Genomic DNA, 19,840 nt, shown 5'->3' with positions numbered 1-19,840 from the left:
ATACTGTGATTTGCATCACGCCGCCGGACTTGGACCTGCGGCAAGATCGCCGTTGAATCGAGCCCTTGTCACGCCCCATACGGCGCCGCCGGCTTGAACCTTTGGCTTCGGGCCCATGACCAATCCGTAGCCTGCATTGCCGGGAGGTGGCACCATGCTCCGTCACACGCTGCTCAAGCTGATGATTCCCGCTGCGGTTCTTCTGGGAACGCATTCGGCGTCTGCCGAAAGCCGCCTCGCGCTGGTGATCGGCCAGTCCGCCTATCGCTCGGTGCCGGCGCTGCCCAATCCGGCCAATGACGCCAGGGCGGTCACGCAATTGCTGACCGATTCCGGCTTCGAGGTCTCGACCGCGGCCGATCTTTCGCAAGGCCAGATGCGGGAGGCGGTCAGCGATTTCGCCAGCAAGGTCGCGGCCAAGGGCGCCGACACCGTAGCCCTGGTGTTTTACGCCGGTCATGGACTGCAGATCGACGGCGAGAATTTTCTGGTTCCGGTCGACATCGATCCGAAGCGGGAAGCCGACATTCCGATCCAGGCGGTGCGCCTCAACGACATCCTGAATACGCTGACGTCGGTGCCGAGCAAGATGCGTATCCTGATGCTCGACGCCTGCCGCAACAATCCGTTCCCGGACCTCAAGACCGCCGGCGGCGGGCTTGCCCTCGTCGATGCCAAGATCGGCTCTCCCGGTACGTTCCTGTCGTTCTCGACGTCGCCCGGCGCAGTCGCGGAAGACGGCTCCGGCTCCAACAGCCCGTATACGAACGCGCTGCTGGCAGCCGGCAAGGAGCAGAACATTCCAATCGAAGAGACTTTCAAGCGGGTGCGCCTCGCCGTGAACAAGGTCACCGAAGGGCGGCAGACCCCGTGGGACAGCTCTTCGCTGACCGAGGACTTCCGCTTTTCGGGCGCGTCGGTCGCCGGGCCGAAACCTGCCGCAGCTCCGAAGAAGACGGTCGCCGAGTGGACCCGCGATCTGAAGGGCAAGCCGGTCGAGGCGGCGAACGAGCTGATCGTGGCCGACGGCACCGACGAATCGTATGAGGCCTTTGCCGGTCTCTTCCCGCAGACGGCGCTTGGGCGGCTGGCGCGCGACTGGCTGGTTCGGCACCGGCGCATGGTGGCGTGGAACGAGGCCGTGGTCGTCAACACCGCGTCCGGATATCGCTCGTTCCTGGCGAAATTCCCCGACAGCGATCTTTCCGCGACCGCGCGCAAGCTGGAACTGCGGCTGCGCAACCGTCCCGAGTTCACGCCGGCCGTCGCCGCCGCCAACGCCGCCCTGCCGCAGAACGTTGCGCTGGCTGCGCCGATGTGTCCCTGCAACGTGCAGCCGCCGCAGCAGCAGCCGCTGAAGGTCAATGTCCCGGTGAGGCGCGTCGAGCCGGATCCGCCGAAGAAGCGGGTCGATCGCAAGCCGCCGCGTCGCGAGCCGGATGACGACGTCGTAGTCGTTCGCCGTCCGCCCCCGCGCGTGGTGTACGACCCGCCGCCGCGCGAAGTGTACGAGCCATCGAGACCGCCGGTCAGCATCGGCATCGGCATTGGCCTCGGCGGGTTTGGCGGCGGCCGCGGCGGTAACTATGGCGATCATGGCGGCCGGGGTAGATACTGACGTGCCAATAAGGTAATCGATCCCGCAAGCGTTGCGTTGCGCTTGCGGGGGCAGGATGCGAAATCCGGTTCGTCTGTTCACTTTCGTCGTTGCCATCTTCTGCACCGGTATCGCGCTTCCGGCTTCCGCCTGGGAGCATTGGGGCGGCGATCGCGGCGGATCGCGGTTTTCGCCGCTCAACCAGATCACGCCTGATAATGTCGGCAATCTCGTTCGCGCCTGGGAGTTTCGCACCGGCGATCTCGATCATCGCGCGCCCGAGGTCATGAAGCGGACCAAGTTTCAGGCCACGCCGCTGTTGGTCGAAGACAGCCTGATCTTCTGCTCGCCGTTCAACGAAGTCATCGCGCTCGATCCCGGCAGCGGGGCGCAGAGATGGCGGTACGATCCGAAGATATCGGCCGCGCAGCGCCCGGCCAACCGCTACACTTGCCGTGGCGTGGCCCATTGGGTCGACGACAAGGTGACCGGGACGGCCGCCTGCCGCGCGCGCATCTTCATGGGCACCAACGACGCGCGCGTGATCGCGCTCGACGCGAGGTCCGGCATTCCCTGCGCCGATTTCGGCGCCAACGGCGAGATCAAACTCGATATCGGCACGCCGCTGGAATGGCCCGGCGAATTCCAGATCACGTCGGCCCCCGTCATTATCCGCGACACCGTCATCGTCGGCTCTGCGATCGCGGACAACCGCCGCGTCGAGGCGCCAGCCGGCACGGTGCGCGCCTTCGATGCGCGAACCGGGCGTCCGCGCTGGAGTTTCGATCCGCTGATCCACGACGGTGTGACCGCGGGCCATGCCAATGTCTGGGCGCCGATGTCGGTGGACGAGGAGCGCGGCCTGGTGTTCCTGCCGACGTCTTCGCCGAGCCCGGACTTCTGGGGCGGCAAGCGGCCCGGCAACAACGACTACGCCAATTCGGTCGTGGCGCTGCGCGCCGAGACCGGCGAGCGGGTCTGGTCGTATCAAACCGTGCATCACGATGTCTGGGATTACGATTTGCCGGCGCAGCCGACGCTGGCGCGCATCGATACCGGCGCAGGCTCGCGCGACGTCGTGATCCAGCCGACCAAGCAGGGCTTTGTGTTCGTGCTCGACCGCGATACCGGCAAGCCTATATGGCCGGTCGAGGAACGCGCCGTGCCGCAAGGCGGCGCCGAAGGCGAGCAGCTCTCGCCGACGCAGCCGTTTCCGACCCACGTGCCGGCGCTGCTGTCGCAACAGATTTCGGCCGACGACGTGTTCGGCCTGATTCCATTTTGGGAAAGCCGGGTGTGCCGCGCGCAGGTCGCATCGGCGCGCAACGAGGGTCTCTACACGCCGCCGTCGACGCAAGGCACCGTGGTGTTTCCGATGACCGGCGGCGGCGTGAACTGGGGCGGCGCCGCCTTCGATCCCGTCAACCAGATCCTTTACGCCAATACGTCGCGTGCGATCCATATCGTCAAGCTGCTTCCGCGTGCCGCCGTGGCCGACGGGTTCAACCCGCCGCCCGGGCACGACTTCGGACGGCAGCAGGGTACGCCGTTCGCGATGACGCGCGCGGTCGCGACGTCGCCGTTGGGACTGCTGTGCAACAAGCCGCCCTGGGGCGAGATGGTCGCGGTCGATCTGAAGGCCGGGAAGATTCTCTGGCGCTCGCGGGTCGGCACCACGGAGGACCGCGCGCCGCTCGGCATCGCCTTTCCCTTCGGCACGCCGCTCGTCAGCGGCGTCGCGATCACCGCCGGCGGTCTCGTCTTTACCGGCGCGATGGATGCTTATCTGCGCGCCTTCGACGCGCGATCGGGGCAGGAGCTGTGGCAGGGCCGGCTGCCGGTGCCGGGCGTTGCCAATCCCATGACCTATCTGTGGAAGGGCGAGCAGTATGTCGCGATCGGCGCCGGCGGTCATTCGGAGTCGGGCACGACCATCGGCGACAGCGTGGTGGCGTTCCGCCTGGCGCGGCCCGGTGAAGCGCCCTCGCTGCGGTCGCGCACCATCGACCGGCCGGGTGGTCGATTCATGAGCGGGGCGATTGCGGTTGGGGTCGTGGTGCTGCTGATGGCGATGCTGGTGTGGCGCTGGCGGCGAAGCAGGGTGGGCAGGGCGTGAGGATGATTTCCATTCTAACAGCTCTCCGCGGTCATCGTCCGGCTTGACCGGACGATCCAGTACGCCGCGGCTTATCGGTTCAATCATTGACGTCTCTGGAATACTGGATCGCCCGCCCCAGTGCGCAATTGCGCACAAGGCGGACGATGACAGTTGAATATGCGACTGCGTTCTCGCGGCGCTGATCGCCCGAGGTTTGCATCTTGGTTGCCCTCGAGACTTGAGAGGGCGCAGGGAAGACCGGGTGCTTGCTGCACCCGCGATCTCGCGTGCGATTTGCGCTAACAAAAATGCACACGAGCATACAGGGCAGCGGGAACACTCCGGCCTTCCCTGCGCAATGGCTTTACGGCTTACTTCGTGCTCTTCCCGGAGAACGGCTCTTTTGCCTCCGTAATCGGCGGGACACTTCCCGCCAACTTGACGCCAGCACCGCGGCGCCCGAACCACACGACTTCGCCGTACGCGTCCGGCGCGTACGTCTATCGCGCCATCTGCGTCCATCGCATCTCACCGCACGTTCGTGACGATGGCCAACGCCCCTCATCTGCCGTGAGACGGGCGGAGTTATGCAGGTGATTTGCGTGACAAGTTAAGTGGAATATTTTTGCAAAGGGGACTGGACAGGTTTTGACTGATTTGCCCGTCGTGTTGATTTGTCGCAGGCCGCGCATTGAAAACGCGCTTGTGCGCGAAGCAAATCAGTTTGCAATCGTAGGGTGGGCAAAGCGGAGCGTGCCCACCATTTCGAAGCGCGATCGGTGATGGATGGTGGGCACGTCGCTAGCGCTCCTTTGCCCACCCTGCGGACCAGACTGCGCAACGTGCCAGTGGCCCGCAACTTGTGTGGATGAGCGGAGCAGATAAATGGACAAGTTTGAGCTTAATCACGCCGTTACACTTTTTACTCAACAGACGACGACCATAAATAGCCTCTGGACGGTCTATGTTGCAGCGACATTTGCCGCGGCTGGATATGGATTTGCCGCCTCGTCCTTGCCGCCCGTCATTGCTGCCGCAGTGACGGTTGGCTTTCTGGCATTTGCATTCGGAAATTGGAAGCTGTTGAGACAAGGACTTAGGATTAATCGGCAACTACAAAAAGATATCTCTGAATTTATGACACATACCGCAAGTGACCATGCGTTTAGGCCGTCCATTGAAAGGCTTATTGCTACGGCCAACCCACCCTGGATATCCTTGGTTATTCACCTTTTGATTGATGTCTGCGTCGTCATCTCGCTATGGAGTCGGGTTAAGTGACCAGGCAGAAGCAGCTCTTGCCGCATCGGAGCCTTGCCGTTCGAGCGCTACAACTCACCGGGACACAAACGAGGACACAACAGCCGGACATCGTTGATTCATCCAGCCATAGGGTGGGCAAAGCGACTTGTCCCGCCACAGTTCAACAAGCGAAGGCGGAAGCGTGCCCACCATCAAGAAGGACGATCGGTGATAGATGGTGGGCACGTCGCTAGCGCTCCTTTGCCCACCCTACGAATGCATCAGGCGACTCTCGGATCCGCGCACGGTTTGACAACGTCATATGTGATGCCGATCATAGCGCGGTGAAACTGCGGTCAGCTAGATTCGATACAGCCTGTGTGTGCACAGCTGTTCGAATTTCGTTTTGCGCCAGATCGGCGGAAAACATGCTGGCGCGGCTTTTTCGGAAATCACATGCTTCACACGCAAGCCGTCTGCCTCTAACGCCAATGGCGCTCATCATGAAGACGACTGCCTCGATCCTGTTTGCCGCAGCGCTCGCGCTTTCATCCCGCCGGCGCATGCCGTCGTTCTCGATCTCTCGACCAAGACCTGCAAGCAGTTCATCGAAGGCGGCGACGATACGATCAAGATGGTGCTGACCTGGATGGACGGCTGGTACAAGGGCGATTCCGACGAGGCGATCATTGACACCGACGTGTTCGTTGAAAATGCCAAGAAGTTCGGCACCTATTGCGGGAAGAACCCGACCATGAGCATCGTCAACGCCGCGGAATCCGTTCTCGGCAAATGAGCGTCGGCCGGAACGTTTCTGCTGGTTCGCGGTTCTGTTACCGGAGACGGAATCCTCGCGAGGAGCGGGACAGTCCCGGCAAAGGCCATGCGGTGTAACGCCCGCTTGGCCTTTGTCTTGTGGGCAGTCTCATCGAGGAACTAACGGCTTGATGTGGACTTGAATCCGCAAGGCCAGTCTCCAAGCTGGTCTAGCACGGCCCGCGCCGGTAAGTCCCCAACACGCCTGAAGGGCGGCCCGTGCTCCAACTCGGAGAAAACGTAGTGGCCGAACCCAGCAAACAGGAAATCGAGGCGCGAGCGTATCAGCTTTGGGAGCAAGCGGGTCGCCCCGAAGGTCGGGAAGCTGAATTTTGGCGCCTGGCTGAACAAGAGCTGCGCAACGAGGACAAAGGTTCGCCGACACGCACCCCTGACACGCTGTAACGCAATCGAACGGACCAACGGCGATCCGAGCACATTGCCGGACGATCACCAGCTCCAAGATCTGCGGCCAACCGGAGTTCTCGGATGGCAAGAGCAAACGATTTGGACGCGCAATTAGTTCTCGTTGTGCGGTCAATTGATGGCATCGGCCGCCGCTACAGCAGCTCGTTTCTTAAAACGCCCGGCGGCGCGGCGGCGGACCGGCCTGCGGGTGGCGCGCACGGGTGAGGAGTTCGTGGATTGCGATCACCGCGGCGCAAGCGATGATGGTGATGGTCGCCATCACGAGAACAGTTTTGACCATGGTTCGCTCCTGACGGACTTCAACGCCAAGACGCCAGAGGAATCATGTTCCGGCAAGACCAGAGAAATACGGGGGCGGAGCCGCAGGACGTTCTGGACACCGCTACCCGTTTAGAGCAGTCGCCCATGACGGAAAACCCGCTTAGGAAAAGCCGTTCCGCGGCAGTATATCCACTCGGCGGAAGTCAATTTTCAGTACCGGTCCGGGAAGCTGAAGTTGTCGAAGCTTTAGCGTCCTTGAGAGGAACCGGAGGACATCCATGAGAATGCCCGGCTTACGCCGCATGGTGGCGAAGGTGAGCGCGTGGCTCTTTTCCACCACGGCGAACTTGTAGCTCGATAGCTAAAAGGTCCCGGTGAACTTCTTGCTGACGTGTTCACCGTCCGCGTATGGTGCGTCTTTGGCCCTGAAGCACTCTTGGGCGCGCGAAGCACTCCTGGGCGCGCAATATCTTGCAGAAAAACCCGCACAAAACTCAGTCAGGGTGCGAGCTCTGCTCTAACCTCGCCGAGCAGCGCCATGCCACCTAACCGGCCCAATTCGTCCGAACATTTCGCGCTATTGCCGTAGCAGCCGAATGCAACCGCTACGCGCTCCGAAAGCGGTCCGATGCAGGGCAGGCGTGTATCGCCAAAGGTGGTCATGCAAGGCACGACGCGGCGCTCTTCGAAATTGAGGTCGCGGATACGGTCAAGGATCTGCTTTTGAAGCCGATCAGCAACGTCAATCGATCCGCCCGATTTGAACCAGTCCTTGATATCCGCCTCGCTTTCGAGCGGAATATCGACCGGATCACCGCCGAGCTTTAACCAGGTTTGGCCGTCCGGATAGGCGATTGGCGGCAGAATATAGGGATTCTCACCCTTGGGCCCGATACAACGCATCGACGGCATTCCGGCCAAGCGTTGAACCTCCGCCGCACCGAGCCGAAACATCGCAACGGTACGCGCATAGACCGTAAAACCCAATGATTGACCGAGCAGTGATTGGGTATGCCCGCCTGCCGCAACGAGAACACGCTCGGCATCGACACTGCCCGATCTCGTCCGGATCGTCACGCCAGAGCCGCTTTCCGAAATCCCCAGGGCAGGTTCGTCGATGATCCGAGCCCCGGCGCGCTCCGCCGCGATCGTCTGTGCCCGGACCAGGCGGCGCGGTGAGATGTATCCGGCATTCCGCGGCTCGAAATACCCCTGCATTCCCGCCGTTGATCTCAGAAACGGAAATCGCGCCGCGAGCCCCGTATCATCATATGCTTCACAAAGGATCCCGGCCTCAGCGCAGATTTTGCCAACCGAAGCGACATCAGTGCTTTCGCCGGGGCCAACGTGAAGCGCGCCGACTTCCCGGTAGAATTCCACACCGCTCTCCGCTGAAATCTCGCCGTAGCGCGAAATCGCAGCGCGGCCCGCCTGCCTCCAAAACGGGTACGGATCGAAACTCCGCGTGATACGGCCCTCATCGTAGTGGCTTCCAAAGACGCCGTTATGGCGCGAAAAATCTGCCGGCTCAGCGGGCCCGATCAGTGCAACATCATGGCCCATTTTGCACACATGTCGCGCAGCCGCCGACCCGATCAGACCACGTCCGATCACCGCAAGTTTGATCGCTTTATTGGCGCTCACGATTAACTCCTACCCTGCAGCGCCTTCGCGACTACAGCATCGCGAACGCGCTCGAGACCATCGCCACCGGCTTGTTGTCGGTGGCGGAAAGAAGCGTGACGCGGCCGAAGCTCATGGTGCGGCCGAGGCGGACCACGCGCGCATCGGCCAGCACGTCGGAGGAAGAGACCGCGCGCATGAAATGCGTGGTCTGGTCGACCGTCGTCATGGCCCGATAGCCGCGGTTGGCTGCGAGGTTGGCGATCACCATCGCGGTGTCGGCAAAGGCCATCAGCGCCTGGCCCGAGACCGTGCCGCCATTGCGGCACAACCGCTCCGAGAACGGCAGGCGCAGGATCGCGCCCGGCTGCCAGTCGGCGGCATCGGCGGGCGGGGCAAAGTCGAAGCGCTCGATCGACAGATTGAGATCCATCACCCAGGGCGCAAATACCTCGCCAAGCACGCGCCTGGCTTCCGCGATGCCGAATTCCGTTGCTTCTGGCTGTTGTTGCATGAACGCCTGTTTCCCCGCCTGATATTGCTGCCGGCCTATTGTAGTGGTCATTGCGGCGAAGGGAACAGCGGCGGCGGGCCACAAATACGGCACGAAATCCTGCGAGTCCGGCCGCCTTGGAGGCGCGTTCAGCGCGTCGAACCAAAGGCTACCCGCGCCCGTGCTTGGCGAGGCGGTTGAGCCGGTGGTATCCTTCCCGGAAACGCAAAGTCTGCGTCCCAAAGGAGAGTGTCATGAGAATGCTGAGCGCGGCCGCGGTGGTGGTGTTGTTGACGGCGCCGGCCTACGCGCAGACCCCCAATATCAACCTGATACCGGAACTCACGTCCAGGTCGCCGGAGGAGAAGGAGGCGGATGCGATCAAGGACAAAGCCTATAAGGATTCCTTGAGGAAGATTCCCGACGCCAAGGCCTCTTCCGATCCCTGGGGCACCGTGCGCAGCACCGACACACCGAAGACCGCAGCGGCGCCCAAGAAGAACAAGACCGGCAGCAACAGCCAGTAACTTCTGGCAAAAGCGGCGAGTAGGATTCGTTCGCCGCCAGCCCTATATTCGACCTGTCGTCCTGTGTCTGGAGTTTACGACATGGTCTTTCGTCCGCGCGATCTCGCGAGCCGGATGGCCGGCCGGCGCAAGCCGGACGACGGCTATCTGCGCGAGACTTTTACGCTGCCGCGCGACAAGGCGAGGGCACGGGCGCGCGACTTTCTCGACCGCTATCCCAAGGCGGCCTATATGAGCTCGGTCGAAAGCTGGCGCGAGCTGCCTGACGGTGACATCGAATTCACGATGCGCCGGCTTGCCAGCGCCGATTAGCAATCCATCTGCACCCTGGAATTGGCATCAACCTCGATTTTTGCCGAATTCCGATAACTCGGTATTCAGGTATTCCGCCTAGTATTTCCCCGCGCAGGAGAAATCATGGCGAGAGACCGCAAAGACCTAGGCGCCCGCAAGTTCGTTCGGGTCGACTTGCGCAAGCCCGGATTCCTGATTCCGGCGCCGGATGCGCCATGGATCCAGTGCTACATCCTCGACATTTCCGAGAACGGCGCCTGCCTCGACGTGGGCGACCTCGCGGTGCCGAAGGTGTTCGGCCTTTCGCTGACTGCCGGTGGCGAGGTGCGGCGGGTATGCACGTTGATCTGGCGCAAGGGCGAATTGGTCGGCGTCCGATTCATCTCCGCCCGGGAGCTGCGAAAGGGCGCTGCGCCGGCCAGTGAACCGGATGCGGCTCCCAAAAAGGCGCACGCCTAGCGCTCTTGATCGGTGTCCTGCAGCGTCTCCGCAACCAGGCGAATCCGGAATACCGGCTTCCGGGATTCGTCCAGTAATTCCATCTGCCACTCGGCGTTTTCGGAGAGTTTTCGGGAAATGTCCGCGATCATGTCCCCGCAGACGCCGGTCATTTCCTTCCACGCGGCGTTATGATCGGTAAATTCTGCACCGTCGTTGTTGACGCATGCATCCTCGCCATGTCGAACGCTGAAGAAAAAGATCGGCATGGCAAGCTGAACCAGATGCAAAATGGGGCCGCCATTGGCCCAGAGAACCCGCAAGAGCGGGTGGAGTGGATTCCTGGCGCGCGCAAAGATCAACCCCGGGTTTTTACGGGCCAATGCCCGTTACCGGGCATATTAGCCTGGGTCAACTTTTAGTCTCAACTCATTGTAATTGCTTAAGATTTCTCCGACGTGCGGCCGGCAGAAGGATCCAGCGAGGCGGGATGTTCCCGTTCGGCTTTTTTAAGCTCCCGATCGATCCGAAGCTGAACCCGCCGGATGGCCAGCAGATTGAGCTTGGCTTCGGTTTTGCCCGCGATGACCCTGTCGCCGATACCGAACTGCCATTTCCAAATGCCCGGAGCGACCGCCGTCACGGTGAATTCAACGCCCTTGTAGATCATATAAAAATCCCGCCGCGGCCCCTACCGCTTCGAATCCAAACCTTACACTTAAAATTGCAAAAATAATAAACGCAACTATGTGAAACTTGATCAGGCGCCGGTGCCTGCGAAGGACTGGAGTGGGGGCCGGGAAAAACCCGCGCGAACCCCAATCAGGACGTTAGTTGGCGCGCTGCGTGCTTCAGCTCGCGATCGATCCTTAACTGGACGCGGCGCACGGCCAACAGGGCAAGCCGCGCCTCAGTATTTCCCGACCTGACCAGGTCGCCGATCCGAAATTGCCATTGCCAGAACCCCGGGGTTTCAGACCTGGTCAGGTTATATTCTACGCCTTTGTGATTCATGGAATCTCCCGCATCCTCTGCTTAACGGGAGTGGAACCGCAAAGTTCCATATTCCATCCGCTTACAATAGATTTGCCGCGCGCGGTCGGCACGGCAGAAATCCTCGCGCGGTATGCGTTTCAACCCCGCGGGCGCGTCCGAATTCCCGCGCCGGCCCTGCTTCCGCCCCTGCTGAAAAGCACTGCGCCGCGCAAGCGGAGTATGGTCGCTTGGCGGCGCAGGCCTATTCCCCGAGTGATGCAATGTCCCAGGCAAGGTTTTGTCTGGGCGGAATGAAAAAGGTTCAACGCGGCCCGAGACGAATTTGCCGGGCGATTAGCACGCTGAAACGGGGCCTTGCAGCGGCCGTATCTGCTCGCGAGGGCGGGGTGGTCCTCCAGATTTCCCCCGTCATCGGCGACCTCGCTGCATAGCCCCATGCGGCGGGGTCGTTTGGCTGTGGCGGGCCGGCCCGCTACATCCGTGTCATGCCGGCGTAATGCCTGCCGCTATAGGGACCATAGGGACCGACATGAACGCCGGTCTTCATGCACTGCGCCTTCGCGGCCATGCACATCTGAACCTTGTCGGATCAATCGGCGGAATCGCGAATGCAGGAAGCTGCGTAACCGCTGCAGGTGTGAGGGATCGCGCGCCGTCGGAGCGCTTGGCCGAGCCGGTGAGTGCTCAAGACCAAGGTCGCCAGCGGCTTTGCGGCCTCCTATTCCTGGCGCGTCGGATAAGGCTGCCGCGGCGGCATATGGGGTCTCGACGGCGCGTCCGGCCGGACCGGCTGCGGCACCCGCGAGGGCTCCGGGGGTGCGGTTGAGGCTCAAGAGCCGTGTGAGGAGATCGGCGCCAAGCTGCTGAAGTATCGGCAGGATGGGTTCGGGGGTGAAGGCAACCTGTGTGTGCATGCCGTAAGACATAGCGTGCGCGTCTTGACGGACGGTTCAGGCGAAACTGCAAGCACGCCTAAAATTGTAAGCGACGTCACCCACGCCTCGACTTGCAGATGGACCGATAAAACGATGAGGCCGCTCGTTGGCGGCCTCATCGCGAGAGCTAGCTTTCCGGCTGCTCTACATCAGGCGGCCGGGGGCTGGCATCCGGCGCCTCTTCACTCCTGGCCGAAAGGTCGGCGGCCTTGTCGAGAAAGCCCGCGGCGACGTCCGGATCCGTGGTGGCCATTGCAAACTTCAGGAAGGTTGCCGCTTGTTCCGTTAGATATTTTTTGCCCGGCACAATCTGGTTCCCCGTTACTACCCGTTACTGTCCGCCGCGCCCGATGCAATTACGCACTGCGGCGGAATCCGTTCCGGGGGGAACGGTACAAAAGTGAACTCAAGGTGGGGCCTGTGTCCGGGCGGGCACGCTGCCGGTTGCGGCGTCAGTCCGGCCACTCGCCAATTCAAATCAGGCCACCGAAAACGACAATGTCGGAAGCCGGACAGACGGGGCCCGAATTAGGATTTAATGCGTGGGTCGGGCGGCCGGGATGCCGCCCGGCCATAAAGGACGGCCCCAGCAAATGCTGCGCAGGGGGACGGCTGCAATGATGGATCGATCCCACGAGATCCCGCAGGACCTCCGTATTCTCGTCCGCATTGTTTCGGCCTGCACGCTAGGCCTCTGGGCATTTGCAGCAGGTTTGCTGATCGGGGTCTTTCTGTTTTCGTGATCATGGGCCTGAGTACTGGCCGGAAACAGGCCATTCGCAGATGAAAAACCGGCCATCGCCCCAGGCCAATACCAACAGGCCAGTACCAAGAGGCCGCCAACTGAGGCGGCCTCTAGACCTCCATCATGATCTCGTTCTTGCTTATCGTCCCGGACCACCCCGCTTGACGCATTCATTGATTTTATTGTCCATAACCTCGACCTCCGCGTTAGAGGGTATATTGCAGTGGCTCGTCGGGTTCGGGGGTATCGGCATCCGGCAATCGGGCCCCTTCATTTCCGCGCGGACGGCGGCGCGGCATTGATAAACCCAGCGACTCCGCCAAGGCGGCTCCATTCAAAGCTGCAAAAGCCATACAGATTGTCGAACCTGCGATGAAACTCCTGGTTGAGAGAGACGCCATGGGCGTTGCCTCCATCTTGTTGCGAGGCTGTGAATTAGGCCACCGTTAACTTCAAAACCGGCCACCAGGGTTCGAAACAGGCCAGCGCACCCTTCGCGGGAAAAGAACATATTGCGAACATAGAACAAACGTGGTACGAAATTCCTATACGCCAACGAATCCCGAAATCGAATCCAAAACCTGCCACCGCCCGTTTGTCCCGCTCGCGAATCCCCGCCATAAGGAGCACGTATTATGTCCGCCACTGCCCTGCGTATCGTTGAAGGATCCTCCATGGATAAGACCAAGGCCCTGTCTGCCGCGCTCTCCCAGATCGAGCGCCAGTTCGGCAAGGGCTCGGTGATGAAGCTGGGCAAGAACGACCGTTCGATGGACATCGAAACCATCTCTTCGGGATCGCTCGGGCTCGATATCGCGCTGGGCGTCGGCGGCCTGCCGAGGGGGCGCGTAGTCGAGATCTACGGGCCGGAATCTTCAGGCAAGACCACGCTGGCGCTGCACACGGTGGCGGAGGGACAGAAGAAGGGCGGCATCTGCGCCTTCATCGACGCCGAACATGCGCTCGACCCGGTCTATGCGCGCAAGCTCGGCGTCAACATCGACGAGCTCCTGATCTCGCAGCCCGACACCGGCGAGCAGGCGCTGGAAATCTGCGACACGCTGGTGCGCTCAGGCGCGGTTGACGTGCTGGTGGTCGACTCCGTTGCGGCCCTGGTGCCGAAGGCCGAACTCGAAGGCGAGATGGGCGATGCGCTGCCCGGCCTGCAGGCGCGGCTGATGAGCCAGGCGCTGCGCAAGCTCACCGCCTCGATCAACAAGTCCAACACCATGGTGATCTTCATCAACCAGATCCGCATGAAGATCGGGGTGATGTACGGCTCGCCGGAAACCACCACCGGCGGCAACGCGCTGAAATTTTACGCCTCCGTCCGCCTCGACATCCGCCGCATCGGTGCGATCAAGGAACGCGACGAAGTGGTCGGCAACACCACCCGCGTCAAGGTGGTGAAGAACAAGCTGGCGCCGCCCTTCAAGCAGGTCGAGTTCGACATCATGTATGGCGAGGGCGTCTCCAAGATGGGTGAGATCCTCGATCTCGGCGTCAAGGCCGGCATCGTCGAAAAATCCGGTGCCTGGTTCTCCTATGACAGCCAGCGGCTGGGGCAGGGACGCGAAAACTCAAAAGCCTTCCTCAAGGCCAATCCCGACATGGTCGCCAAGATCGAGATGGCGATCCGCCAGAATTCCGGCCTGATCGCCGAACAGATCCTGGCAGGCCCTGCCGAACGCGACGCCGACGGCGAGGAGCCGGCGGACGAATAAGCTTCAGAAACGCTTCAGGGGTTAAGGCCTGAAACGGACGGACGGGTGTTGTAGACGTTGAGTTGCCGACGTCTTCAGCGCCCGTTTTGTTGTGTAGTGGATGAGTGCGATGAAGCCTCTGATCCTGACCGGCTGGTCGATCCCGGAATTCACCAGCTCGGAATTCGCCGATCTTGCGGTTGATTCCTTCTTTCGTTTCGGCTGGGGAGAGTTGCCTTCGCCGGATGAACTCGCAACCTACCTCGGCCCGCGCACACCCGATGTCAAACGCGGGCGTCATTGGTCGGACTTTGTCAGCCGATTGAATCAGAGCAAGAACAGGCGTCGCAGGAATCTCAGCCTGGCTGAATTCTGTCAGCACTACGAGGCCGTCGAACTATGGTTCGACGTACAACCCAATGCTCAGTTGAGCCTGGTCTGGCTGCTCGATTATTTCCGGTCTTATCCAAAGACGATCGCCAAGTTGAAATTTTGTCTGATTGACCTCGCGATGATTGAGCTTACGCAGCTCGGCAGGTGGCGGCCGGTGGTTGTCGATGTCACTGACAAGGAACTTGAGACGGCAAGCGCGGCCTGGCAGGCCTATCGGGCGCCGACGCCCGAGGCCTGCTTCGATCTGCTCGGCAAGGATTTGAGTGCCTTGCCGCTTCTCAGGCCCGTCCTGATCGATCTGCTCGAAGAACTGCCGTCAAGTTCGACCGGGCTTGGCGCTACGGAAATGCGGATGCTCGAACTGATCGCGCGGGGATACTCGCTCACAAATGCGCTCTTCCATTTCTACCAACTGCGCCAAACCCGCATCTTCGGCGAGTGGGAATACGGCTACTTGCTGGATGGGCTGGCGTTCGGGCCCCAACCGGCCGTGGCGGGCCTCGACGAGGAACTGCGTACGCTCGACCGCAAAAATTTGCGAGACCGGCACCCGGCCTACCTGCGCAGCCGGCTGTCGCTCACCGAATTCGGCAAGGCTGTTCTCGCCCACAAGGAAGACTTCAGCCGGCACAATCCAATCGACCGCTGGTGGGGCGGCACGCACCTGACCAACGATAATCTGTGGCACTGGAATCCGGCGCTGATCAAGCCCTCCCGCAAGTCTGAACGAGGCGTACCGTGACGCGTTTGATCCTGACGTCAGATTCCTCAAGTGCGGGCTGCGTTGTATCGGCCGGTCTTGCCGATCTGGTGATTGCCCTCGAGCTTCGGATGGTTTGGGGGGCGCCGCGTTCCGATGCGGAGCTTGCAGCATTTTTGGAAGAAAGGACAACGCAAGGACCGGACTCGAGTTGGCTCTATTCTGAGCCCCGGCAGCGCCGTCAGCTATTCGGCTTCAGGGATCTCGGGTTAATCGAGGCTTGCGAACGTTGCGAAACGGTCGAACTCTGGATGGAAACCGAGCCGAACGCCCAACTGGTATTGATCTGGCTATTGGATTATCTCGGCCCGCGGGCGAAAACCTTAAGGATAATTTTGCGACACGTGGATGCCTCTCTCGGCGAGGCAGAGCCAGCGCGTCTCGCCAAATCGAAGTTCATGGGCGTCGCCATCACCGATGACCATCTTGAGATCGCAAGCCTTGCGTGGCAGGCCTTCCGGGCACCGACGCCACATGCGTGGTTCAACCTGCTGAGCAGGGATCTGAGCATCTTGCCGCAGCTTCGGCGATGCGTTCTGGAAATGCTCGAAGAGCTTCCCGGTCGCGCAACCGGGCTTGGCGCGTCCGAACTGCGAATTCTGGAATTGATCGCGGCGGGCTACGAGCATCCGTTCGAGGTGTTTCCCCATTTCAAGCAGCGCTTTCAGCGCCGCGTGTTCGGCTATTGGGAAGCTGGTGCTCTCCTGGAAGGGCTTGCGCTTGCCCCGATGCCCGCGGTGTCAGGCCTCGCGGAGTGGCCGTTCACGCTGGAGTTGCACGATGAGCGTGAGCGATTCGAGCGATACAAGGAAAGCCGGCTATCGCTCACCGCGCTCGGCAAGGCAATTTTGGCCGGCACCGAAGATTTCAGCCGGCATAACCCGATCGATCGCTGGTGGGGTGGCACTAGGCTCACCAATGACCGGCTGTGGCGCTGGGACCCCGTCCTGCTCGTGCCGTAGCGGGATGAGTGTAGGATGGGTAGAGCGCAGCGAAGCCCATCATCGTGCCGCACCTGCGATGATGACCGCGATGGGTTTCGCTTTCGCTCTACCCATCCTACGCGTGCGTCACTCCGCGGCTTGCGCGTAGTCCGTCACCGGCGGGCACGAGCAGACCAGGTTGCGGTCGCCATAGACGTTGTCGACGCGCCCGACCGGGCTCCAGTATTTGTCGGTGCGCGAGACGCCGTCGGGGAAACAACCCTTGGCTCGGCTATAGGCGCGGCTCCACGCATCGTCGGCGATGTCGTGCACGGTGTGCGGGGCGTGCCGCAGCGGCGATGCTTCGACCTTCCAGCGGCCGGCCTCGATCTCCGTGATCTCACTTCGGATCGCGATCATGGCGTCGCAGAACCGATCCAGCTCCGCTTTCGATTCCGATTCGGTCGGCTCGATCATCAGCGTGCCCGGCACCGGGAAACTCATGGTGGGCGCGTGGAAGCCATAGTCGATCAGGCGCTTTGCGATGTCGTCGACGGTGACGCCGCTGGTGGTCTTGAGCGGGCGCGGATCGACGATGCATTCATGCGCGACGCGACCTTTTGCATTCCGATACAGAACAGGGAAATGCGGATCGAGGCGGTTGGCGATGTAGTTGGCGTTGAGAATCGCGATCTCGGTGGCGCGCGTGAGACCTTCGCCGCCCATCATCAAAATGTAGATGTAGGAGATCGTCAGGATCGACGCCGATCCGAACGGCGCCGCCGACACCGGCCCGACCGGCACGCTGCCATCCCTTGCGGGATGTCCGGGCAGGAACGGTTCGAGATGCGCCTTGACGCCGATCGGGCCCATGCCGGGGCCGCCGCCGCCATGCGGGATGCAGAACGTCTTGTGCAGATTGAGGTGAGAGACGTCAGCGCCGTAATCGCCGGGCCGCGACAGGCCGACCTGCGCGTTCATGTTGGCGCCGTCGAGATAGACCTGACCGCCATGGCTGTGAACGATGTCGCAGATATCGCGGATGTGCTCCTCGAACACGCCATGTGTCGAGGGATAGGTGATCATCACGGCGGCGAGATTTTTGGAATGCTTTTCCGCCTTGGCGCGGAGATCGTCGACATCGACATCGCCTCTGATGTCGCAGGCGGTCACCACCACTTCCATGCCGACCATATGTGCGGAGGCCGGATTGGTGCCGTGAGCGGAGGAGGGGATCAGGCACACCTTGCGGTGCGGTTCGCCGCGCGCGGCATGATAGGCGCGGATCGCGAGCAGCCCGGCGTATTCGCCCTGCGCGCCGGAATTCGGCTGCAGCGAGACCGCGTCATAGCCTGTCATGTCGCACAGCAATTGTTCCAGCCGCGCAAACAGCGCGTGATAACCGGCCGCCTGGTCCGGCGGCGCGAACGGATGCAGACTGCCGAACTCGGGCCAGGTCAGCGGGATCATTTCCGTGGTCGCGTTCAGCTTCATGGTGCAGGAGCCGAGCGGGATCATCGCACGGTCGAGCGCGAGGTCCCGGTCTGAGAGCTTGCGCATGTAGCGCAACAGCTCGGTCTCGGAGCGGTGCGCGTGGAACACGGGATGGACAAGGAACGCGCTGTCGCGCTTGAGTTCAACGGGCAACGTCTCGCGCGCGGTCAATTCGACCTCCGTATAGGAAAGCATGCCGCCGAAGGCGCGCCACACCGCCTCGACGATTTCAGGCGTCGTGGTCTCGTCGACGGCAATGCCGAGCCGGCCCTGACCGATCCGCAGATTGATTTTCTCAGTGAGCGCGCGCGCGACGATTTCATTCTGCCTGGCGCCGGCCGCGACCGTCACCGTGTCGAAGAACGCCTGCGACTGCGGCGCAAAGCCGAGCCTTGCGAGGCCCGCCGCCAGCACCACCGCGCGCCGATGCACGGTGCGGGCGATATGCGTCAGCCCCTCCGGGCCGTGATAGACCGCGTACATCGAGGCGATCACCGCCAGCAGCACCTGCGCGGTGCAGATGTTGGAGGTGGCCTTTTCGCGGCGGATGTGCTGCTCGCGGGTCTGCAGCGCCAGCCGATAGGCCGGCGCCCCCCGCGAATCCACCGACAGGCCGACGATGCGGCCGGGCAGCGAACGCTTCAGCGCATCGCGCACCGACATGTAGGCCGCGTGCGGGCCGCCATAGCCCATCGGCACGCCAAAACGCTGCGCCGATCCGATGGCGATGTCAGCGCCGAGTTCGCCGGGCGAGGCGATCAGCGTCAGCGCCAGCAGGTCGGCCGCGACGACGGCAAGCGCCCCCTTGGCGTGCAGCGCCGCGATCGCCGGCCGCAGGTCGCGCACCGCGCCCGATGTGCCGGGATACTGCAGCAGGCCGCCGAATACCTCGGCCTTATCGAGATCGGTGAGGGGATCGCCGACAATCAGATTCCACCCCAAGGGCTCGGCGCGGGTGCGCAGCACCGCGAGCGTCTGCGGATGCACCTCCGCGTCGACGAAGAAAGTTTTCGATTTCGCCTGCGCGGCGCGTTCGGCCAGCGCCATCGCCTCGGCGGCAGCGGTGGCCTCATCAAGCAGCGAGGCATTGGCGACGTCGAGCCCGGTGAGGTCGCAGATCATGGTCTGGAAGTTGAACAGCGCTTCCAGCCGGCCCTGGCTGATCTCCGGCTGATACGGCGTGTAGGCCGTGTACCAGGCCGGGCTCTCCAAAATGTTGCGCTGGATCACCGCCGGCAGGATGGTGCCGGAATAGCCTTGCCCGATCAGCGAGGTGAACACCTGGTTCTGCGCGGCGAGCCCGCGCATATGCGAAAGCGCCTCGGTTTCGCTGAACGCTGGTCCCAGATCGAGCGGCGCCTTCTGCCGGATCGAAGACGGCAGCGTCTGGCCCATCAGCTCGCCGAGGCTCTTCGCGCCGACGCTCTCCAGCATCGCATTGATGTCGCGGGGCGAGGGGCCGATATGCCGGCGCACGAAATCGGTGGCGGCTTCGGCAGTGGTTTTGAGCGGCGCGTTCATGGGTCTTTCCTCAATATTGCTCGTCATACCCGCATTCCTCGTCATGCCCCGCGAAGGCGGGGCATCCAGTACGCCGGGAATTCAGCGATTGAACCGTGAATTCCCGGCGTACTGGATCGTCCGCCTTCGCGGACGATGACAGTGAGTGTGTGGTCGTAAAGCGGTTCATCGCCTCACGCCGTATGTGCCTTGTAAGCGGCTTCATCCATCAGGCCGCCGAGTTCGCTTTTGTCCGCAATCCTGAGCTTGAAGAACCATGCCTTGCCGCCGGCGTCGGAATTCACCAGCGCGGGCTCGGCGGCGAGCGCCTCGTTGACCTCGAGGACCTCGCCCGTGATCGGCGCATAGACGTCGGAGGCGGCCTTGACCGATTCGACCACGGCGGCGGCTTCGGCCTTCTTCAAGGCTCGGCCGACCTTGGGCAGTTCGACGAACACGACGTCGCCGAGCTGCGACTGCGCATAGTCGGTGACGCCGATGGTGGCGACATCGCCCTCGATGCGGAGCCATTCGTGGTCTGATGTGAACAACGTCGTCATGAAACGTCCTCTG

19 protein-coding genes and 1 pseudogene are annotated in these 19,840 nt (G+C 62.1%); 11 read left to right on the top strand and 9 right to left on the bottom strand.

All coding sequences use genetic code 11. The features are described 5' to 3' along the window. The first annotated feature begins 154 nt into the window (after window positions 1-154). From IVB05_RS30470 to IVB05_RS30450, 5 genes and pseudogenes are all read left to right on the top strand, one after another. Window positions 155-1,618 (top strand): caspase family protein, encoded by a 1,464-nt coding sequence (locus IVB05_RS30470; protein ID WP_247779733.1) that lies wholly within the window; start codon window positions 155-157, stop codon window positions 1,616-1,618. A gap of 55 nt (window positions 1,619-1,673) precedes the next feature. Further along, the gene (locus IVB05_RS30465) at window positions 1,674-3,713 is read left to right on the top strand and encodes a pyrroloquinoline quinone-dependent dehydrogenase (protein ID WP_247779732.1); all 2,040 of its coding nucleotides are present in this window, start codon (window positions 1,674-1,676) and stop codon (window positions 3,711-3,713) included. An 867-nt stretch (window positions 3,714-4,580) separates the two neighbouring features. Next, entirely contained in the window at window positions 4,581-4,976 is a 396-nt protein-coding gene (locus IVB05_RS30460) for a hypothetical protein (protein ID WP_247779731.1), read from the top strand. A 464-nt stretch (window positions 4,977-5,440) separates the two neighbouring features. Further along, window positions 5,441-5,733 (top strand): annotated as a pseudogene (locus tag IVB05_RS30455) (HdeA/HdeB family chaperone). 263 nt (window positions 5,734-5,996) lie between these two features. Then, window positions 5,997-6,158 (top strand): DUF2934 domain-containing protein, encoded by a 162-nt coding sequence (locus tag IVB05_RS30450; RefSeq protein WP_247779730.1) that lies wholly within the window; start codon window positions 5,997-5,999, stop codon window positions 6,156-6,158. Between the two features lie 172 nt (window positions 6,159-6,330). Here IVB05_RS30450 and IVB05_RS43580 read toward each other — a convergent pair whose 3' ends face one another. The 3 genes from IVB05_RS43580 to IVB05_RS30440 form a co-directional block, all read right to left on the bottom strand. Beyond that, on the bottom strand, window positions 6,331-6,462 hold the full coding sequence (locus IVB05_RS43580; protein WP_256472600.1) for a hypothetical protein: 132 nt from the start codon (window positions 6,460-6,462) through the stop codon (window positions 6,331-6,333). A 479-nt stretch (window positions 6,463-6,941) separates the two neighbouring features. Further along, a complete protein-coding gene (locus IVB05_RS30445; protein WP_247779729.1) occupies window positions 6,942-8,087 on the bottom strand; it encodes an FAD-dependent oxidoreductase in 1,146 nt (381 codons plus the stop codon). Between the two features lie 31 nt (window positions 8,088-8,118). Beyond that, window positions 8,119-8,580 carry a PaaI family thioesterase gene (locus IVB05_RS30440; protein ID WP_247779728.1) on the bottom strand — a complete coding sequence of 154 codons (462 nt, stop codon included), beginning with the start codon at window positions 8,578-8,580 and terminating at the stop codon, window positions 8,119-8,121. 233 nt (window positions 8,581-8,813) lie between these two features. On the opposite strand from IVB05_RS30440, the gene IVB05_RS30435 reads away from it, so the two are divergent. The 3 genes from IVB05_RS30435 (at window position 8,814) to IVB05_RS30425 (ending at window position 9,839) form a co-directional block, all read left to right on the top strand. Then, window positions 8,814-9,086, top strand: a complete 273-nt coding sequence (locus tag IVB05_RS30435) for a hypothetical protein (protein ID WP_247779727.1) — start codon at window positions 8,814-8,816, stop codon at window positions 9,084-9,086. Between the two features lie 81 nt (window positions 9,087-9,167). Further along, entirely contained in the window at window positions 9,168-9,398 is a 231-nt protein-coding gene (locus IVB05_RS30430) for a hypothetical protein (RefSeq protein ID WP_025590163.1), read from the top strand. A 105-nt stretch (window positions 9,399-9,503) separates the two neighbouring features. Then, window positions 9,504-9,839: a PilZ domain-containing protein gene (locus IVB05_RS30425; RefSeq protein ID WP_247779726.1), complete on the top strand. Its 336-nt coding sequence runs from the start codon at window positions 9,504-9,506 to the stop codon at window positions 9,837-9,839. Here IVB05_RS30425 and IVB05_RS30420 read toward each other — a convergent pair. The 4 genes from IVB05_RS30420 to IVB05_RS30405 all read right to left on the bottom strand — a co-directional run bounded on the left by IVB05_RS30420 (window position 9,836) and on the right by IVB05_RS30405 (window position 12,056). Then, entirely contained in the window at window positions 9,836-10,087 is a 252-nt protein-coding gene (locus tag IVB05_RS30420) for a hypothetical protein (protein WP_247787135.1), read from the bottom strand. The two genes, IVB05_RS30425 and IVB05_RS30420, sit on opposite strands and share 4 nt — an antisense overlap. A 173-nt stretch (window positions 10,088-10,260) precedes the next feature. Next, the gene (locus tag IVB05_RS30415) at window positions 10,261-10,488 is read right to left on the bottom strand and encodes a hypothetical protein (RefSeq protein ID WP_247779725.1); all 228 of its coding nucleotides are present in this window, start codon (window positions 10,486-10,488) and stop codon (window positions 10,261-10,263) included. Between the two features lie 152 nt (window positions 10,489-10,640). Beyond that, a complete protein-coding gene (locus IVB05_RS30410) occupies window positions 10,641-10,832 on the bottom strand; it encodes a hypothetical protein (RefSeq protein ID WP_247779724.1) in 192 nt (63 codons plus the stop codon). A 1,044-nt stretch (window positions 10,833-11,876) separates the two neighbouring features. Then, window positions 11,877-12,056, bottom strand: coding sequence for a hypothetical protein (locus IVB05_RS30405; RefSeq protein WP_108519705.1), 180 nt, complete (start codon window positions 12,054-12,056; stop codon window positions 11,877-11,879). A gap of 1,073 nt (window positions 12,057-13,129) precedes the next feature. Between IVB05_RS30405 and recA the strand changes: the two genes are divergently transcribed. The 3 genes from recA to IVB05_RS30390 all read left to right on the top strand — a co-directional run bounded on the left by recA (window position 13,130) and on the right by IVB05_RS30390 (window position 16,312). Continuing rightward, window positions 13,130-14,218 (top strand): recombinase RecA, encoded by a 1,089-nt coding sequence (recA, locus tag IVB05_RS30400; RefSeq protein ID WP_247779723.1) that lies wholly within the window; start codon window positions 13,130-13,132, stop codon window positions 14,216-14,218. A 109-nt stretch (window positions 14,219-14,327) separates the two neighbouring features. Further along, window positions 14,328-15,332 carry a hypothetical protein gene (locus IVB05_RS30395; protein WP_247779722.1) on the top strand — a complete coding sequence of 335 codons (1,005 nt, stop codon included), beginning with the start codon at window positions 14,328-14,330 and terminating at the stop codon, window positions 15,330-15,332. Between the two features lie 269 nt (window positions 15,333-15,601). Continuing rightward, entirely contained in the window at window positions 15,602-16,312 is a 711-nt protein-coding gene (locus IVB05_RS30390; protein WP_247779721.1) for a hypothetical protein, read from the top strand. 108 nt (window positions 16,313-16,420) lie between these two features. Here IVB05_RS30390 and gcvP read toward each other — a convergent pair whose 3' ends face one another. Together gcvP and gcvH are read right to left on the bottom strand one after the other, a co-directional pair. Next, window positions 16,421-19,288 (bottom strand): aminomethyl-transferring glycine dehydrogenase, encoded by a 2,868-nt coding sequence (gene gcvP / locus IVB05_RS30385; protein ID WP_247779720.1) that lies wholly within the window; start codon window positions 19,286-19,288, stop codon window positions 16,421-16,423. A gap of 173 nt (window positions 19,289-19,461) precedes the next feature. Then, window positions 19,462-19,827, bottom strand: a complete 366-nt coding sequence (gene gcvH / locus IVB05_RS30380) for a glycine cleavage system protein GcvH (RefSeq protein WP_247779719.1) — start codon at window positions 19,825-19,827, stop codon at window positions 19,462-19,464. Between the last annotated feature and the right edge of the window lie 13 nt (window positions 19,828-19,840).

The organism is Bradyrhizobium sp. 170 (genome assembly GCF_023101085.1).
GTDB lineage: Bacteria > Pseudomonadota > Alphaproteobacteria > Rhizobiales > Xanthobacteraceae > Bradyrhizobium.
This window is presented reverse-complemented; position numbering and strand designations above follow the sequence as displayed.